At 72.3% G+C, this 18,174-nt stretch carries 12 protein-coding genes; 8 read left to right on the forward strand and 4 right to left on the reverse strand.

The features are described 5' to 3' along the window. Positions 1-44: 44 nt before the first annotated feature. Entirely contained in the window at positions 45-1,010 is a 966-nt protein-coding gene (locus ACIRRS_RS23205; RefSeq protein ID WP_402973766.1) for a phosphatase PAP2 family protein, read from the reverse strand. Between the two features lie 340 nt (positions 1,011-1,350). On the opposite strand from ACIRRS_RS23205, the gene pulA reads away from it, so the two are divergent. The 6 genes from pulA (at position 1,351) to ACIRRS_RS23235 (ending at position 13,909) form a co-directional block, all read left to right on the forward strand. Next, positions 1,351-6,843 carry a pullulanase-type alpha-1,6-glucosidase gene (gene pulA / locus ACIRRS_RS23210; RefSeq protein WP_402973769.1) on the forward strand — a complete coding sequence of 1,831 codons (5,493 nt, stop codon included), beginning with the start codon at positions 1,351-1,353 and terminating at the stop codon, positions 6,841-6,843. Between the two features lie 597 nt (positions 6,844-7,440). After that, positions 7,441-9,774: a M4 family metallopeptidase gene (locus ACIRRS_RS23215; RefSeq protein WP_402973772.1), complete on the forward strand. Its 2,334-nt coding sequence runs from the start codon at positions 7,441-7,443 to the stop codon at positions 9,772-9,774. Positions 9,775-10,199: 425 nt separating this feature from the next. Beyond that, positions 10,200-11,255 (forward strand): alpha/beta hydrolase, encoded by a 1,056-nt coding sequence (locus ACIRRS_RS23220; protein ID WP_402973775.1) that lies wholly within the window; start codon positions 10,200-10,202, stop codon positions 11,253-11,255. Positions 11,256-11,481: 226 nt separating this feature from the next. Next, positions 11,482-12,297: a hemerythrin domain-containing protein gene (locus ACIRRS_RS23225; RefSeq protein ID WP_402973777.1), complete on the forward strand. Its 816-nt coding sequence runs from the start codon at positions 11,482-11,484 to the stop codon at positions 12,295-12,297. Positions 12,298-12,515: 218 nt separating this feature from the next. Beyond that, on the forward strand, positions 12,516-12,896 hold the full coding sequence (locus ACIRRS_RS23230; protein ID WP_402973780.1) for a hypothetical protein: 381 nt from the start codon (positions 12,516-12,518) through the stop codon (positions 12,894-12,896). A 47-nt stretch (positions 12,897-12,943) separates the two neighbouring features. Then, complete coding sequence (locus tag ACIRRS_RS23235) at positions 12,944-13,909, forward strand: DUF1152 domain-containing protein (protein WP_402973783.1); 966 nt, start codon at positions 12,944-12,946, stop codon at positions 13,907-13,909. Positions 13,910-13,917: 8 nt separating this feature from the next. Here ACIRRS_RS23235 and ACIRRS_RS23240 read toward each other — a convergent pair whose 3' ends face one another. The 3 genes from ACIRRS_RS23240 to ACIRRS_RS23250 form a co-directional block, all read right to left on the reverse strand. Further along, positions 13,918-14,463, reverse strand: a complete 546-nt coding sequence (locus ACIRRS_RS23240) for an FHA domain-containing protein (RefSeq protein WP_402973786.1) — start codon at positions 14,461-14,463, stop codon at positions 13,918-13,920. A gap of 112 nt (positions 14,464-14,575) precedes the next feature. Next, the gene (locus ACIRRS_RS23245; RefSeq protein WP_402973789.1) at positions 14,576-15,127 is read right to left on the reverse strand and encodes a DUF1697 domain-containing protein; all 552 of its coding nucleotides are present in this window, start codon (positions 15,125-15,127) and stop codon (positions 14,576-14,578) included. Between the two features lie 77 nt (positions 15,128-15,204). After that, on the reverse strand, positions 15,205-15,561 hold the full coding sequence (locus ACIRRS_RS23250; protein ID WP_402973792.1) for an arsenate reductase family protein: 357 nt from the start codon (positions 15,559-15,561) through the stop codon (positions 15,205-15,207). Here ACIRRS_RS23250 and ACIRRS_RS23255 point away from each other — a divergent pair. Continuing rightward, positions 15,560-16,909 carry a cytochrome P450 gene (locus ACIRRS_RS23255; RefSeq protein ID WP_402973795.1) on the forward strand — a complete coding sequence of 450 codons (1,350 nt, stop codon included), beginning with the start codon at positions 15,560-15,562 and terminating at the stop codon, positions 16,907-16,909. The genes ACIRRS_RS23250 and ACIRRS_RS23255 overlap by 2 nt on opposite strands. A gap of 163 nt (positions 16,910-17,072) precedes the next feature. Continuing rightward, positions 17,073-18,164: a PP2C family protein-serine/threonine phosphatase gene (locus ACIRRS_RS23260; protein WP_402973798.1), complete on the forward strand. Its 1,092-nt coding sequence runs from the start codon at positions 17,073-17,075 to the stop codon at positions 18,162-18,164. Positions 18,165-18,174 lie beyond the last annotated feature (10 nt).

Consider the following 18,174-nt stretch of genomic DNA (forward strand, 5'->3'; position numbering starts at 1 on the left):
GAAGGGCCCCTCTCCCGGTCGGGAGAGGGGCCCTTCGGTCCGTACTAGCGCCGGGCGGTGCCGACCGCCGGCTCGCTCCACTGCTCCGGGACGGTGATCGGCACCTCGGCCGTCTCCCGGGCGGGCACCCGCGGCAGCCTGAAGACCCACTCGTGGTAGAGCCAGCGGGCCGCGAAGTAGCCGACCGCCAGGCAGACCAGGCCGCCGACCGCGTCCATCCAGAAGTGGTTGGCGGTCGAGACGATGACCAGCAGGGTGGCGGCGGGGTACAGCAGGCCGAGCACCCGGACCCAGGTGCGGCGGGCCAGGAAGAAGATGGTCAGGCCGCACCACGTGGACCAGCCGATGTGCATCGAGGGCATCGCGGCGTACATGTTGGAGACGTGCGCGGCCGGGCCGGAGGCGAAGGAGCCCCAGGTGTGGTGGGTCTGCACGGTGTCGATGAAGTTGCCGTCGGTCATCAGCCGGGGCGGCGCCAGCGGGAAGGCGTAGAAGCCGACCAGGGCGATCAGGGTGGTGACGAACAGCACGGTGCGCGCGGCGGCGTAACGGCCGGGGTGGCTACGGTAGAGCCAGACCAGGACGCCGATCGTGAGGATGAAGTGCAGCGTCGCGTAGTAGTAGTTCATCCCCGTGATGAGCCAGCCGACGCTGTCCATCGCGTGGTTGATCGAGCGCTCGACGGCGATGCCGAGGTTCTGCTCCAGGTCCCAGATCCAGCGCGCGTGCTTCTGGGCTATCGACTCCTGCTCCGGAACCGCGTTGCGGACGAGGGAGTAGAGCCAGTAGCTGACGCCGATGAGGGCCAGTTCGATCCAGATCCGCGGCCTGGCCGGGGAGCGCCGCTGCTCGCGGACGCGGCTGCGCAGCGCGGCGGTGCGGGACCGGGCGGCACGGGTGGCTCCCTCGGGCACGCGGACCGGGGGGGCCGTCGCCGTTGTGGAACCGCCACCGTGGGCCGCTTCGGCGCGCATGGTGTCGCCCTGCTGGATCTCGGTCGGTTCCCCCATGGACGAGAAGTCTGCCAGACGGCTCGTCGCCGTCCGCTCATCCTCCGGAAGTGGATTCTTCACCAGCTGTCCCCCTTGAGGCGTACGGCTCGGCCTAGGGGGTGACTGCCACCGGGGCGGGCGGTGCGGTCGGGTCGGGGGCTCACCGGTGGGACAGGCATACGTCCCATTGTCACGCCGACCGCTCCGGGCGCGTAATCGGGGTGGCCGGGACCGCCGCGGGGCCGCCGGGGGAGCGGATTTTCCTCGCACGAAACGGTTTCTGCATCTTGCTGAAACATATTGCAGGCCGCTAGCTTCCTGGCAACCCGATCGCCCCTTCCCCCGAGGGAGCCCCTCAGTGGCCGATTCGCCACGCCGCCGTCCACGGAGCAAGAGCCCCGGCAGGACGGCCGTCCTGCTCGCCGCGGCCCTCACCGCCGCCTGCCTCGGCGGCGCCCCCGCCGCCCTGGCCGCCGCCCCGCCCGCCCCGCCCTCGGACGCCGCGCTCGCGGCCACCGCAGGGCGCCACGACCTCACCCGTGAGCAGTTCTACTTCGTCCTGCCCGACCGCTTCGCCAACGGCGACACCGCCAACGACACAGGAGGCATCACGGGCGGGCGGATGGAGAACGGCTTCGACCCCGCCGACAAGGGCTTCTACCACGGCGGCGACCTCGCCGGTCTGATCCAGCGGCTCGACTACATCCAGAGCCTCGGCACCACCGCGATCTGGATGGCGCCGATCTTCCGGAACAAGCCCGTCCAGGGCACCGGGGACCAGGCCTCCGCCGGGTACCACGGGTACTGGATCACCGACTTCACCCAGGTCGACCCGCACTTCGGCACCAACGAGCAGCTCAAGGAGCTGATAGCCAAGGCGCACGCGCGCGGCCTCAAGGTCTTCTTCGACGTCATCACCAACCACACCGCCGACGTCATCGACTCCGCGGAGCAGCAGCACGCCTACCGCTCCACCGGCGCCTACCCGACCCTCGACGCGGACGGGAACCCCGTCGACGAGACCGCGATCGCCGATTCCGGGGCGCCCTGGCCGAGGATCACCAAGGACTCCTTCCCCTACACCCCGGTCTTCCGCACCCCGGCCGACGCCAAGGCCAAGACGCCGGACTGGCTCAACGACCCGTCGCTCTACCACAACCGGGGCGACTCCACCTTCGTCGGCGAGTCCGCCACCGAGGGCGACTTCGGCGGCCTGGACGACCTCGACACCCAGAACCCCCGGGTGGTGAAGGGCTTCGAGAAGGTCTACCAGCAGTGGGTGAAGGACGCCGGTGTGGACGGCTTCCGCATCGACACCGTCAAGCACGTCAACATGGCCTTCTGGCAGCAGTGGGCGCCCGCGCTCAAGGAGTTCGCAGCCAAGCAGGGCAACAAGCGGTTCTTCATGTTCGGCGAGGTCTACTCCGGGGACCCGGCCGTCACCTCCCCTTACGTCACCAAGGGGAAGCTGCGGGCCACGCTGGACTTCCCGTTCCAGGGCGCGGCCCGCTCGTACGTCTCCCAGGGCGGCTCGGCGAAGGCCCTGGCCGACCTGTACGCCCAGGACTACCGCTACACCAGCGCCGACACCGACGCGTACGAGCTGCCCACCTTCCTCGGCAACCACGACATGGGCCGCTTCGGCTCCTTCCTGCTCGCCGACAACCCCGGCGCGGACGAGGCCACCCTGCTGAGGAAGGACCGGCTCGGCAACGAGCTGCAGTTCCTCACCCGGGGTCAGCCCGTCGTCTACTACGGCGACGAGCAGGGCTTCACCGGGGCGGGCGGCGACAAGGACGCCCGGCAGGACATGTTCGCCTCGCGGACGGCCTCGTACAACGCCGACCGGGTCCTCGGCGGCCCGGCCGGCCCGGCCGACCGGTACGGGCAGGGTGGGGAGCTCTACCGGGGCATCGCCTCCCTCGCCCAGCTGAGGCGCGACAACCCGGCGCTGGCGGACGGCGCGCAGATCGAGCGGTACGCGGCGGACGGCCCGGGCGTCTACGCCTTCTCGCGGATCGACGCCGGGCAGCAGGTCGAGTACCTGGTGGCCGTGAACAACGCGGCCGAGGCGAAGACCGTCAGCCTGGACACCTTCTCGGCCGGCGCGGGCTTCGACCGGATCTACCCGTCGGCGGGCGCCACGCTGACCTCCGGCGCCGACCGCAAGGTGAGCGTCACCGTGCCGCCGCTGTCCTCGGTGGTGTTCAAGGCCGGCGGCACGGTCCAGGCGGGCAAGGAGGCCCCGCAGCTGTCGGTGCGGCCCCCGGCGGACGGCTCCACCGGGCTCGTCACGGTCGGAGCCACGACGGACGGCGGCTTCAACCGGGTGAGCTTCGCCGCGCAGATCGGTGCCGGGCCCTGGCAGACGCTGGGCACCGGCGACACCGGGACGTACGCGGTGACGCAGGACCTCGGCGCCGTCGCCCCCGGAACGGTGGTGCGCTACAAGGCCGTCGTGCGGGACCCGGCCGGCCACCTGCGCTCCGCCACCGCGAGCTTCACCACCGGCGCCCCCGCGCCCAAGCCGGTGCCCACCGCCGGCTCCCGCCCGTACGCCGTCGTCCACTACAACCGCCCGGACGGCGACTACGACGGCTGGAACCTCTACGCCTGGGGCGACCTCGCCGACGGCGAGGGCACCCAGTGGCCCGCCGGGCACCCGTTCACCGGGCGGGACGCGTACGGCGCCTTCGCGTACGTGAAGCTCAAGCCGGGCGCCTCGGACCTCGGGTTCATCGTGGAGAAGAACGGCGTCAAGGACGTGGACGCCGACCGCCACCTCGACCTCGGTGCCACCGGGGAGGTGTGGCTCCAGCAGGGTGACCCGACGGTGCGGACGGCCGACCCCGGCCCCGTGAACACCCCGCCCGCGAACACCGCCGTCCTGCACTACCACCGCGAGGACGGCAACTACGACGGCTGGGGCCTGCACGACTGGACCGGCGCCGCCACACCCACGGACTGGGGCAGGCCGCTGACGCCCGTGCGCCGCGACGCCTTCGGCGCCGTCTTCGAGGTGCCGCTCGCCCCCGGCGCGACCAGCCTCAGCTACATCCTCCACAAGGGGGACGAGAAGGACCTGCCCGCCGACCAGTCCCTGAACCTCGCCGTCGACGGCAGGGAGGCGTGGATCCTCGGCGGCCGCGAGGGCTACCTGCTGCCTCAGAACCCGGGCTCCGCCTCGCAGGTGGACCTCTCCGCCGCCAAGGCCCAGTGGATCGACGCCAGGACGGTCGTCGTCCCGCCCGGCTACGGGGCCACCGACGCGGCCCTGGCCGGGGGCACCAGCGCCCAGCTGATCTACGACCCCGAGGGCGGCATCCGCGCGGACAAGGGCGTGCTGACCAAGCCCGGCCACTGGCTGCGGCTGAACCCGGTCGCGAGCGGGCTCACCGACGCCCAGAAGGCCAGGTTCCCGCACCTGTCCGGCTACCGGGCCTTCACCGTGGACGCCCGGGACACCGCCCGCGTCCCGGCCGCGCTGCGCGGGCAGCTGCTGTTCGCCGAACACCTGCCCAGCGGCGCCGCGCTGGCCGCCACCGGCGTCCAGATCCCCGGCGTCCTGGACGACCTGTACGCCCGCCGCACCGCCGAGGTGGACTTCGGACCGGCCTACTACGACGGCAAGGTGGCGCTCTCGCTCTGGGCGCCGACCGCGCAGCAGGTCTCGGTCCAGGTCTTCGACTCCGCCGCCGGCGGCAGCCCGAGGACGCTGCCGCTGAAGCTGGACGACGAGACCGGCGTCTGGGAACTCGTCCGCGACAAGCGCGAGTTGGACGGCAGGTACTACCTCTACCAGGTCAAGGTCTGGGCGCCCTCGGTGCAGCAGGTCGTGGTCAACACCGTCACCGACCCGTACGCGGTCGCCCTCTCCGCCGACTCCACCCGCGGCCTGGTCGCCGACCTGAGCGCCAAGGAGCTCAAGCCGGCGGGCTGGGACGACCAGCCCCGCCCGCCGGCCGTCCCGCCGGCGCGCCAGCAGATCCAGGAACTGCACGTCCGGGACTTCTCGGTGGAGGACTCCACCGTCCCGGCCGCCGAGCGCGGCACCTACCTGGCGTTCACCGAGTCGGACTCGGCGGGCATGCGGCACCTGCGCGAACTCGCCGAGGCCGGGGTGACCACCGTCCACCTGCTGCCGACCTTCGACATCGCGTCCATCCCCAAGGACAAGGCCGGCTGGAAGCTGCCGGCCTGCGACCTCAAGTCCCTTCCGGCGAACGGCCCCAAGCAGCAGGAGTGCGTGGCGGCCGTCGCCGCCGGGGACGGGTACAACTGGGGCTACGACCCGCTGCACTACAACGTGCCGGAGGGGACGTACGCCACGGACTCCGCCGGCACCGCCCGCACCGTGCAGTTCCGGCGGATGGTGCAGGCCATCCACGCGGCCGGGCTGCGGGTGGTGCTCGACGTGGTCTACAACCACACCGCCGCGAGCGGCCAGGCCGACCACTCGGTGCTGGACAGGGTGGTGCCCGGCTACTACCACCGCCTGGACGCCAACGGCAAGGTGACGACGGACAGTTGCTGCGCCGACACCGCGCCCGAGCACGCCATGATGAACCGGCTGGTGGTCGACTCGGTGTCGCTGTGGGCCCGGGAGTACCAGGTCGACGGCTTCCGCTTCGACCTCATGGGCCTCGACCCGAAGTCCACCGTGCTGGACGTGCAGTCCGCCCTGCGCCGGATGACCCCGGCCTCGGACGGCGTCGACGGCAGGAACGTCCTCCTGTACGGGGAGGGCTGGAACTTCGGCGTCGTCGCGAACAACGCCCGCTTCGAGCAGGCCACCCAGCTCAACCTGGCCGGCACCGGCATCGCCACGTTCGACGACCGGCTGCGCGACGCCGCCCGGGGCGGAAACTTCATGCTGAACTCCGCGCCGCAGCAGGGCTTCGCCTCCGGCCTGTTCACCGACCCCAACGGCTCGGCGGCCAACGGCACCCCCGAGCAGCAGAAGGCCCGACTGCTGCACCAGATGGACCAGCTGAAGGTCGGCCTGACCGGAAACCTGGCCGGGTACTCCTTCACCGACAGCGCGGGCAAGGCCGTCACCGGCGCCCAGGTCGACTACAACGGCTCCCCGACGGGGTACGCGGCCAAGCCCGGCGAGGCGGTGGAGTACGTGGACGCCCACGACAACACCGACCTGTTCGACGCCCTCGCGTACAAGCTGCCCACCACCACCGCCCCCGCCGACCGGGCCCGGATGCAGGCGCTCGGGCTCTCCCTGACCGTCCTCACCCAGGGCGCGGGCTTCGCCCAGGCGGGCAGCGACCTGCTGCGCTCCAAGTCGCTGGACTCCAACTCCTACGACTCGGGCGACTGGTTCAACGCCATTCACTGGAACCCGAGCGACGGCAACGGCTGGGGCCGGGGCCTGCCGATGGCGAAGGACAACCAGGAGATGTGGCCCCTGGCCCAATCCCTGCTGGCCGACCCGAGGTTGACCGTCGGCGCGGCCGACATCCGGGCCGCGAGTGCGCAGTACCAGGAGTTCCTGCGCATCAAGCGGTCCTCGCCGCTGTTCGCCCTGCCGACCCTGGCCGACGTCCAGCGGCGGCTGTCGTACCCGCTCTCCGGCACGGCCGGCGAGACGCCCGGGGTCATCACCCTGCACCTCGACGGCACCGGGCTCAAGGGCGCGGAGAAGGGCGTCACCGTGGTCTTCAACGCCACGCCCACCGCGCAGGCGCAGACCGTCGAGGGCCTCAGGGGGACGGGCCAGGCGCTGCACCCCGCCCAGGCGGGCGGAGCGGACGCGGTGGTGAAGGCCGCCGCCTTCGACGCCGCGACCGGGACGTTCACCGTGCCGGGCCGGACGGTGGCGGTGTTCGTGCAGGCCTGATTTCCACGAGCACTCAACCACCGGGCCCCGCGCCGCCGTTCAGGGCGGTGCGGGGCCCGTACCGTTCTCGCCACCCCGTGGCCGGAAACCGTCGGTGGCACGCCCCGGACGCCACCGTGCCGCGCCCGTCGGGGAGATGGCGCCACCCTGCACCACCCGGTGCACCCCTGCGCGCTGGTCAGTGACTTTCGGCGGTGATCGAACTTCACCAGGGGTATGAAAACCGTGTTCATGAGCTGGTCATGCCGTAACACAACTGACAACAAGTCATGCATACGGTTTCGGTAATGAATCGGCCAATCGGTGGCATGCATCTGTCATTAACGCGCCGTTTGCTGCCACGATTCCCCCGGCTGCAGACGAGGGGGCCCCACCCCCCGGTGCAGCTGTTCCAGGTCAGGTGCAGCGCGTCCAACCCTGCAGCTCCACGGCTCCACGGCTCCACAGCACCGCCGCACCTTCGCACCGCCAAAGCACCGCCAACGCACCGCACCCCCGCCACGCACCCAGGGCGGGGGCCCCCACTGCGCCGCAACCCCGCGGCCCAGCGTCTCTCCACCGCGTGCGAACCGGCACCGGTAGGAAAAGGGAGTCCGCATGTCACGTTACGCTCACGCCCGGAAGGGGGCGGTCGTCCTGGCCGCCACCACCGCGCTGCTGGTCACCGGCATACCGGTCATCGCGCAGGCCTCCACGCCCGACGCCCCGACCGCCGTCGCCGCGCAGCAGTCCAGCCGGGCCGCGCTGATCGCCTCCGCGAACCAGCAGTCCGCCGGGTTCGCCCAGGCGCTCGGACTGAGCGGCCAGGAGAAGCTCGTCACCAAGGACGTCGTCCAGGACGCGAACGGTGCCCGCCACCTGCGCTACGAGCGCACGTACGCCGGGCTGCCCGTCCTCGGCGGCGACCTGATCGTCCACCAGGACGCCTCCGGCGCGACCAAGAACGTGACCAAGGCCAGCGAGGCGAACCTCGCCGGCGTCGACACCACCCCCGCCCTCGCCGCGCCCAAGGCGCAGGAGGCCGCGCTGGCCGCCGAGCAGGGCTCCGTCGAGGGCGCCCCGCGCCTGGTCGTCTGGGCCGCGGGCGACGCCCCGACGCTCGCCTGGGAGACCGTCGTCGCCGGCAAGGAGTCGGACGGCACCCCGAGCAAGCTGCACGTCGTCACCGATGCCAAGACCGGTGCGGTGCTGAGCAAGGCGGACGGCATCAAGCGCGGCAGCGGCACCGGCGTCTTCGTCGGCACCGTCCCGCTGACCACCACCCAGAGCGGCTCGCAGTACCAGCTCAAGGACGGCACCCGCGGCGGCCAGTCGACCGTGGACATGAACAACGGCACGACCGGCAGCGGCAGCCTGTTCACCAAGTCCACCGACACCTGGGGCAACGGCCAGGCCAGCAACCGCGAGTCCGCCGCCGTGGACGCCCAGTTCGGCGCCGCCGCGACCTGGGACTTCTACAAGAACACCTTCAACCGCAGCGGCATCAGGAACGACGGCGTCGGCGCCATGAGCCGGGTGCACTACGACACCAACTACGTCAACGCCTTCTGGGACGACGGCTGCTTCTGCATGTCGTACGGCGACGGCGCCAACAACAGCGCCCCGCTCACCGAACTCGACGTCTCCGGCCACGAGATGAGCCACGGCGTCACCTCGGCCACCGCCAACCTGAACTACTCGGGCGAGTCCGGCGGCCTCAACGAGGCGACCTCCGACATCATGGGCACCGGCGTCGAGTTCTACGCCAACCTGCCCGCCAACCCGCCGAACTACCAGATCGGCGAGCTGATCAACATCAACGGCAACGGCACGCCGCTGCGCTACATGGACAAGCCCTCCAAGGACGGCTCCTCGGCCGACTCCTGGTACTCGGGCGTGGGCAACCTGGACGTGCACTACTCGTCCGGCGTCGCCAACCACTTCTTCTACCTGCTCTCCGAGGGCAGCGGCGCCAAGACCATCAACGGGTTCAACTACAACAGCCCGACGGTCAACAACATCACCGTCTCCGGCATCGGCCGGGACAAGGCCCTCCAGGTCTGGTACAAGGCGCTCACCGCCTACATGACCTCCACCACCAACTACGCCGCCGCCCGCACCGCGACCCTCAACGCGGCCACCGACCTGTACGGCGCCAACAGCGCCGAGTACAACCAGGTCGCCACCGCCTGGGCCGGCGTGGCCGTCGGCTCGCTGCCCAACCCGGGCGGCGTGAGCGTCACCAGCCCCGGCAACCAGTCCACCGCGGTCGGCGGCGCCGTCAACCTGCAGATCAAGGCCAGCGGCGGCACCGCCCCGCTGTCCTACTCCGCCACGGGCCTGCCGGCCGGCCTGGCGATCAACGCCTCCACCGGCGTGATCACCGGCGCCCCGACCGCCGCGGGCAGCTCCAACGTGACGGTCACGGTCAAGGACTCGGCCGGCAAGTCCGGGACGACCAGCTTCACCTGGACGGTCACCGGTGGTGGTGGCGGGACCTGCACCCCGGCGCAGCTGCTGGGCAACCCGGGCTTCGAGACGGGTACGGCCGCGCCGTGGACCACCAGCTCCGGCGTGGTGGACAACAGCTCGGGCCAGGCGGCGCACGGCGGCTCCTGGAAGGCGTGGCTGGACGGCTACGGCTCCGCCCACACCGACACCCTGGCGCAGACGGTGACGATCCCGGCGGGCTGCAAGGCGACGCTGAGCTTCTGGCTGCACATCGACACCGCCGAGACGGGCACCACCGCGTACGACAAGCTGACGGTCTCGGTCAACGGCACCACGATCAAGACCTACTCCAACGTCGACGCGGCGGCCGGCTACCAGCAGCGCACCTTCGACCTCTCGTCCTACGCGGGCCAGACGGTCACCCTGAAGTTCACCGGCACCGAGGACGCCTCGCTGCAGACGAGCTTCGTGATCGACGACACCTCGATCCAGACCAGCTGAGGTCGACCGGCTGGGGTCAACCAGCTGGGGTCGACCGGCTGGGGTCGACCGGGGACCGGTTCGTGAACAGTTCGTGAACCGGTGAACCGGACGGCGAGCTGAACCAGAGGGACAGGTGAGGGGCCCGGCGGACTCGTCCGCCGGGCCCTTCTGCCTGCCTCCCCGCCGTCCGGCCCCCGTCGTGTGGCGGGTTCGGTGAAGGGTTTTACCTGATCGCGAACAAACATTGGATTCACGGTGGCCACCGCGCAACCGGCCCACCCGGGGCCACGTCATAAGATCGCAGGAAGGTTCGCCCCCAGGAGGGACGGCGCACCGTCGCTCCGGGGCCGCACCTGCACCGCCCCCGAGCCTGTCCGGCCCCACCGGGGGGCCACCACCCGGTCAGACGGACCGGGTGTGACATCGGTCGGAGAGTCCTCACCGTGCTTAGGCAGTCGTCCCGTTCCCGTGCCGTCCTGACCGGCGCCGTCACGCTCGTCCTGGCTGCCGCGCTCGCGGCCTGCGGGGGCTCGGACGGCGGGAAGGGGGACAGTGCCAAGGCCGGGGACGGCACCCCGGCGGCCACCACCCCCGCCGGCGGCGACGCCGCCGCCCCGGGCACCCCGACCGCCGCCCCGACCGCCGCGGCCGGCGGCGGCAAGGTCCTGATGCCGACCGGCCCGGCCGCCAGCCTCAGCAAGGTCCGGGACACCGGCGCCGGCCCGATCTTCCTGACCAAGGTCACCGGGGCGAAGTCCGGCGTCTCCGGCCAGGTGTGGGTCTGGCTGCCGCCCGAGTACAACGACCCCAAGTACGCCAAGACCGGCTTCCCGGTGCTGACCCTCTTCGCCGGCGGCCAGAGCAACGGCTACAACACCTGGACCGACAACCAGCTGCCGATCCAGGAGGAGAACGAGCGGCTGGTCAAGGAGGGCAAGGCCCATCCGTTCATCATGATCATGCCGGTGCAGAACTTCAACAGCGACGAGAAGAACGCGCTGGACTGCTCCGACATCCCGGGCCAGTCCAAGATGGCCACGTGGATGGCCCAGGACATCCCCGACTTCGTCCGCGCCAACTTCCGCACCGTGAAGGGCCGCGACGGCTGGGGCGTGATGGGCGCCTCCACCGGCGGCTTCTGCAGCGCCAAGCTGGCCCTCCAGTACCCGGACGTCTACAAGGCCGCGGTGCCGATCGACGGCTACTTCATCCCGGACTCGGGGCTGTGGAAGGGCCACGACGCCGAGAAGGCCGCCAACAACCCCGACATCCTGGTCACCCAGGGCAAGGCCGACGTGAAGATGTACGTCACGGCGGGCGGCGCCAACGGCTACGAGAAGAACGTGGTCACCAACTGGGTGCGCAAGGCCGTCCCGCCGGTGTCCATCACGTACTACGAGCAGCCCGGCGGCAAGCACCTCACCTCGGACTTCAAGAAGATGATCCCGGACACCCTGGTGTGGCTGACCGCGAACCTCGCGGGGCCGGCCTCCGACTGATCCCGGGCCCTTCCCGACCGCGTCCCCGGACCGTCCACGGACCGTCCACGACCCGCGGCACCCCTCGGTGCCGCGGGTCGCCGCGTATCCGGGCCCGGGCACGGAAGGGCCCGTGACCTGCACGTCAATCGGACATTGATTCCCCTCTGATCGACTGCGAGCACCTTGGATGGGGCCGCCTCACCCGGCCGACGCCCATCCGCCCTTCAGTCGTGAAGAGAGTGCCATGCCGATCCACCTGCTGCCCCAGCCGTCCCCGTCCGTGCCCGAGCAGGCGCAGTCCGGGGCCGACGCCCGGATCGCGACCGCGTACGGGCGGGACGCCGACGAGGAGCCGGTCACCATCCGGTTCGCGGGGCTGCGGCTGGTGCACGCCGCCCTGCGCCGCGACCTCGCCCGCCTGCCCAACGCCCTGCGGCTGCTCCAGCCCGGGGAGGAGGACCAGGGCGAGGCGCTGCTGCGGCACTGGAACTTCATGACGGCGATGCTCACCTGCCACCACGAGCAGCAGGACTCCCGGATCTGGCCGATCCTGCGCCGCTTCGCCCCCGAGCTGAGACTGCTGCTCAACTGGCTGGAGGACGACCACCACGGGCTGGACCACTCCTTCACCCGGGTCACCACCCTCGTGCGGATCGCCACCCGGGACACCGGCAGCGCCTGGCCCGTCGCCTACGCGATGGAGGACCTGGCCGCCCGCCTGGAGACCCACCTGCGGATCGAGGAGCGCCAGTTGCTGACCCGCATGGAGAGCGTCTTCAGCGAGGGATCGCGCGTCGGCGGCCTGGGCGAGCTGCTGGACCTGCTCAGCTCGGCGGACGGCCCGGGGGCGCCGGACGCGCTGGCCTGGCTGCTGGAGGGCGTGGAGGAGTCGCGGGTCGAGCGGCTGCTGGCCGAGTGCGACGACGACGTGGCGCGCAACTGGCCGCACTGGCAGGCCACGTACCAGCGCTGCACCGCGCGGCTGTGGGGCAGCCCCGGGGCGTCCGACCGGCTGCCCGAGGAGTTCGGCTCCGCCGACCTGGACGGCCTCGCGGACTGACCGGCGGCGCTTTTCGCGGCCCGTCGATCTACGCGCGTGGCACGGGCGTGCGGCATATGCGTGCGGAATCCGTCGGTCCGTCAACTCCCTTCGGCCCCTAGGGGATCGGACCCATGCGTCTCGGGGTGGCGGCCCCCGGACGGCTCCGGGCCGGGCCAGGGAGCGCGTACCGCCGCCGGCCGATGGCCGCCGGGCTCCCGCTCCGTACCGTCAACGGCATGACCACAGCACGCGCCGACCGCCGGCGCCCACCCGCACTCGTCCGCTCCGCCCTGCTCGTCACCGCCGCCGTCCTGGCCCTCGGGGCCGGGACCACCGCCTGCGAGGGCGGGGTGGCGCTCTGCCTGGACGACAACTCCTGCACGCTGTCCATCCGTACGGGAAGCGACGACGGCAGCAAGACCGTCAAGGTGTTCGGCGGGGAGCACCCGCTGGAGATGACCGTCGGCCACGTCACCGACGGCACGGCCGAGGTGAAGATCGGCGACGACAGGAAGACCGTCGACAAGGGCAAGGAGGGCACCGTCGGCGGGGTCAAGGTCATCCTGCGCAAGTCCGACAAGGAGGACCACTTCGCCGAACTGCACGTCAGCCGCTGACGGCCCCGCCACCTGACGGCGCCTTCCCCGGTGTTACCGTCCGTCCGGTGACCTCCCTGCTGCAACCCCCCTTGCTCACGCGCCTGCTGGCCGCCGACCGCATCCTGGTCGCCGGCGCGGGCGGAGGCTTCGACGTGTACGCCGGCCTGCCCGTCGCGCTGGCCCTGCGCGCCGCGGGCAAGGAGGTCCACCTCGCGAACCTCTCCTTCACCCACCTCTACGGCCTGCCCGGCGAGGTGTGGCAGGAGCCCGACCTCGCGCGGATCGGGCCCGAAACCCCCGCCCCCGAGGGCTACTTCCCCGAACGCACCCTCGCCCGCTGGCTGCGCCTGCACGGCATGCCCGACACGGTCTGGGCCTTCCCGACCACCGGCGTGCGGCCGCTGCGCGAGGCGTACCGGCGGCTGATCGCCCACCTCGGCGGCCTCGACGCGATCCTGCTGGTGGACGGCGGCACCGACATCCTGATGCGCGGCGACGAGATGGGCCTCGGCACCCCCGAGGAGGACATGGCCAGCCTCGCCGCCGTGGCCGGACTCACCGAGGTGCCCGAACGGCTCGTCGCCTGCCTCGGGTTCGGCGTCGACGCCCACCACGGCGTCAACCACTCCCTGGTGCTGGAGAACCTCGCCGCCCTCGACCGGGCCGGCGGCTACCTCGGCGCCTTCTCCGTCCCGCGCGACAGCCGGGAGGGCACGCTCTACCTGGACGCCGTCGAGCACGCCAGGGCCGCCTTCCCCGAGCACCCCAGCATCGTCAACGGCTCGGTGGCGGCGGCGATCCGGGGCGAGTTCGGGGACGTCCGCTTCACCGAGCGGACGAAGGGGGAGCAGCTCTTCATCAACCCCCTGATGGCCCTCTACTTCGGTGTCACCGTCGAGGCGCTGGCCGCCGAGAACCTGTACCTGGAGCGGCTGGAGGGCACCGTGCTGATGCGCCAGATCGCCACCGTCATCGCGGAGTTCCAGGACGGGCTGCCCGTACAGCGCCCGCGCCGGCAGTTCCCGCACTGACCGCAGGATCAGGTCGGTGAGAGTCTGAACTCCAGGTCCCCGAAGCGCACCTGGTCGCCGGGCCGGACCCGCACCGCGCCCGCGATCCGGCGCCCGTTGACGTGCGTGCCGTTGGTCGAGCCCAGGTCGTACAGCACCCAGCCGCCGCCCTCCCGGCGCAGCTCCGCGTGGTGGCGGGAGACGGACGGGTGGTGCAGGCGCAGGCCCGAGCCGGGGATGCGTCCGATCGTCAACCGCCCGGCGCCCGCCTGCGGGAGGGCCAGCCCGGGCAGCCGCTCGGTGCGCCACGCCCGGTTGATCCGGCCGCCGAACGCGGAGAACCGGCCGACCGTCCGCAGCACCGCGCGCTCCACCGGCCCGCCGACGGGCAGACCGGCCAGCACGGCGTCCAGCTCGGCGCGGCTCTCGGCCCGCAGGGCGACGTCCATCCGGCCGAGGAAGGTGTCGTGGGAGAGGCGTCCGCTGCCCGCGCCGTCCTTCAACGCGTCGATCGCCTGGTCCCGTTCGGCGTCGGACGGCCGCAGGCGGCCGGTGGGGGACTCAGGAGTCGTCATGGCCAGATTGTCCGCTCGGCCGGTTCGGGGTGTCCAGAGAGCGCCGCGGGCGGGCACCGGGGGAGTACGTCACTGACCGACAGACGCCGGGCCCGTTCGCCCGGTTCCGGCCTCAGCCCTTGCGGGCCGCGGCGAGGATCTTCTCCGTGGTGTGCAGGAACCGCGACGTGACGGACCCCTTGTACGACGTGTCGAGGAACTCCTTGGTGACCCACTTGCCGTTCTGCAGGTGCACCACCACGTACGCGGCCCCCGCGTCGGCGCCGATCACCTCGACGTCGCCCTTCGGCGAGCGGCGGGGCAGGGGGAGGCCGGCGGGCAGCGGCTCGGAGAGGAAGGCGATCACCAGCCGCTTGTCGGGCGTCACCTCGACGCCCCGGAACGGCTCGGCGGCGAGCAGGTCGGCGACCTCGTCGACCGTGCGCAGCATCACGGGTACCGGGTACCCGAGCCCGGACTCCAGATGCGCCTCGATCCGGGCGGTCAGGGCGGCGCGGTCCGGCTCGTCGGTGGTGAAGAAGACGTTGCCGGTCTGGATGTACGAGCGGACGCCGGCGAGCCCCAGCTCGGTGAAGAGCGCCCGCAGCCGCTCCATCGTCACCGTCCGGCCGCCGACGTTGATGGCCCGCAGGAACGCGATGTACGTGGTGCTCGTGGTCGTCACCCGGCCAGTGTGGCACCGGGCACCGACAGTCGCCCGACCGCCGGTGCCCGGTGCTCGTCGTGCCCCGCGTCGTACGGCTAGGGCAGGACGGACTTCAGGACCTCGGGGGTCCGGGCGACCACGGCGTGGCCGTCGTCCGCGGTGATGATCGGCCGCTGGATCAGCGCGGGGTGCCCGGCCATCGCCGCGATCCAGCGCGCCCGGTCGGCCGGCTCACGGGTCCACTCCTTCATCCCCAGCTCCTTGGCCGCCGGCTCGTCGAGGCGGGTGATGTCCCAGGGCTCCAGGCCCAGGCGCCCCAGCACCACCTCCAGCTCGGCCTCGTTCGGCGGGTCCTCCAGGTAGCGGCGGACGGTGTACTTCATCCCGGCCGCGTCCAGCTCCTTGAGCGCCGTACGGCACTTGCCGCACCGGGGGTTGATCCAGATCTCCATGCCGCCAACCCTACCGACCCGCCGCCTCCCCGGCCCGTCCCCGCGACCGGGGGCGGGAACCGGCGGGGAACTCCTGGCCGTCCGCCGGTGGTTCACGATCCAGTACGAGGACCACGGAGGGGAGCACCGGATGGACGGCGCGGCGATCGTCGAGCAGCTGATGACGACGGAGGTCACGAGGGACCCGTACCCGCTGTACGCGAGGGCGCGCGAGCTGGGCCCGGTGATCGACGCGGGCGGCGGGGTCTACCTGGCGACGGGCTACGCGGCCGTCAACCGGGCCCTGCGCACCCCCGGCTTCGGCGTGGTGACCGGGGACATGATGGTCGAGTTCGACGCCCAGTACGGGCAGCACGAGTCGCTCGTCCTGTTCGGCCGATCGATCCTCCAGCGCAACGCCCCCGACCAGCCCCGGGTCCGCTCGCTGATCGCCTCCGTGTTCACCGCCCGCCGCGTCGCCCAGCTGCGCCCGGCCGTGGAGGCGGCCGTCGCCCGGCTGCTGGACGGGATGGCCGAGCAGGGCGCCGACGGCTCGCCCGTCGACTTCATGGACGCCTTCGCCTTCCGGCTGCCCGTCGGCGTGGTCTGCGAGCTGCTCGGCGTCCCCGAGCGGGACCGCTACCGCTTCCGCGGCCTGGCCTCCGACCTCACCGTCGCCCTGGAGATGTTCCAGTCGCCGGACGACCTCGCCCGGGCGGACGAGGCCGCCGTCGAGCTGTCCCGGTACTTCCGGGAGCTCGCCGCCGAACGCGTCGCCGACCCGAAGGACGACCTGGTCACCGACCTCGCCCGGATCGCCGCCGAGGACGACGACCGGCTGTCCGCCGAGGAGCTGCTCGCCAACCTGGTGCTGCTGCTGATCGCCGGCTTCGAGACCACCACCAACCTGCTCGGCAACGGCCTCGCCCAGCTCTTCCGCCACCCGGAGGCCGCGGCCGGGCTGCGCAGCGGCGCCGTCACCCCCGGCGGCTTCACGGACGAGGTGCTGCGCTTCGACTCCCCGGTCCAGGCCACCTCCCGGATCGCGCTCGCCGACGGCCTCTCCCTCGAGGGCGTGCCCGTCCCGCTCGGCTCGATGCTGACCCTGCTGATCGGCTCGGCCAACCACGACCCGCAGCGGTACGAGCGCCCGGAGGTCTTCGACCCGACCCGCACCGACAGCCAGCCGCTCAGCTTCGGCGGCGGGACGCACTTCTGCCTGGGCTCCCAGCTGGCGCGGACGGAGGCCGAGGTGGCGGTGCCCGCCCTGCTCGACCGCTTCCCCCGGCTGGCCCCGGGCGGCCCGGCCACCCGGCGCGACCGGCTGATCCTGCGCGGCTTCGAGGCGCTCCCGGTGACCGTCCGCTGACCGTCGGCCGACCCTGCGTCCCGGTTCCCCTTCGACCCTGGCGGCCGGGACGTTCGGCCGTTCGTGGGAGCGCCGAAGGTGGGGGAGCATGGAGGGACGAACCGGTCGAACCGGGCCGATTCCCCCCGGACCGGCCGCGACCGGCCGCCCAGGAGGTCCCGCCGTGCCCGCAGCACCCCGCCCGCCGCACCCCGCGGTCGAGCAGCCCCCGACGCCGGGCTGGGTGCTCTGGCTGCCCGTGATCCTGCTCGTCCTCGACCTGATCGCCGAGGCCGTCGTCCCCGACGCCGTCGCCGCCGGCTTCCTGCTCACCGCCCTGCCCGTGGTCGCCGCGTTCAGCTACGGCCCGGTGCTCACCGCCACCACCACGGGCGGGGCGCTGACCCTGCAGATCCTGCTCGCCCTGCGGGCCGGCCACATCAACGAGCAGCACCACGTCTGGGTCTACATCGCCACCGCGCTCTCCGGCGTGATGGGCACCGCGCTCTCCTGGCAGCGCACCCGCCAGAACCGCACCCTGCTCCAGGCCCGCACCGTCGCCGAGACCCTCCAGCGCACCGTGCTGCGCCCCGTCCCCGACCGGGCCGGAGGCCTGCGGGTCGCCGGCCTCTACCGCCCCGCCCAGGCCGAGGTGCTGGTCGGCGGGGACCTGTACGAGGTCTGCGACACCCGCTTCGGCGTCCGCGTCCTGCTCGGCGACGTCCGCGGCAAGGGCCTCGGCGCCGTCCGTACGGTCGCCGACGTGCTCGGCGCCTTCCGCTCGGCCGCGCACGACACCCCCGACCTGGTCGACCTCGCCGACCAGCTCGACCGCGCCGTCCTGCGCGACGCCGCCGACCGGGGCGACGACGAGCTGTTCGCCACCGCCGTCCTGCTCCAGTACCGGCCCGGCTCCGACTGCGTGGAGATCGTCAACCGGGGCCACACCACCCCGCTGCTCCTCGCCGACGGCACCATCTCCCCGGTCTCCTGCGCCGACGAGCTCCCCCTCGGCCTCGCCCACCTGGGCCCGGCCGACGCCCGCAGCAAGCCCACCGCCGTCGCCCTGCCCCCGGGCGCCACCGTCCTCCTCTACACCGACGGCGTCAGCGAGGCCCGCGACGCGGCCGGATCCTTCTACCCCCTCGCCGCCCGCCTCGCCGCCCTCGGCACCGCCACCCCCGACCGCGTCGTCTCCTTCCTCGCCCAGGACGTCCACACCTTCGCCGGCCTCCTCGCCGACGACCTCGCCCTCCTCGCCCTCACCCCGGAATGACCCGAACGAC

The sequence above is a fragment of the Kitasatospora sp. NPDC101183 genome (genome assembly GCF_044767945.1).
Classification (GTDB): Bacteria; Actinomycetota; Actinomycetes; order Streptomycetales; family Streptomycetaceae; genus Kitasatospora.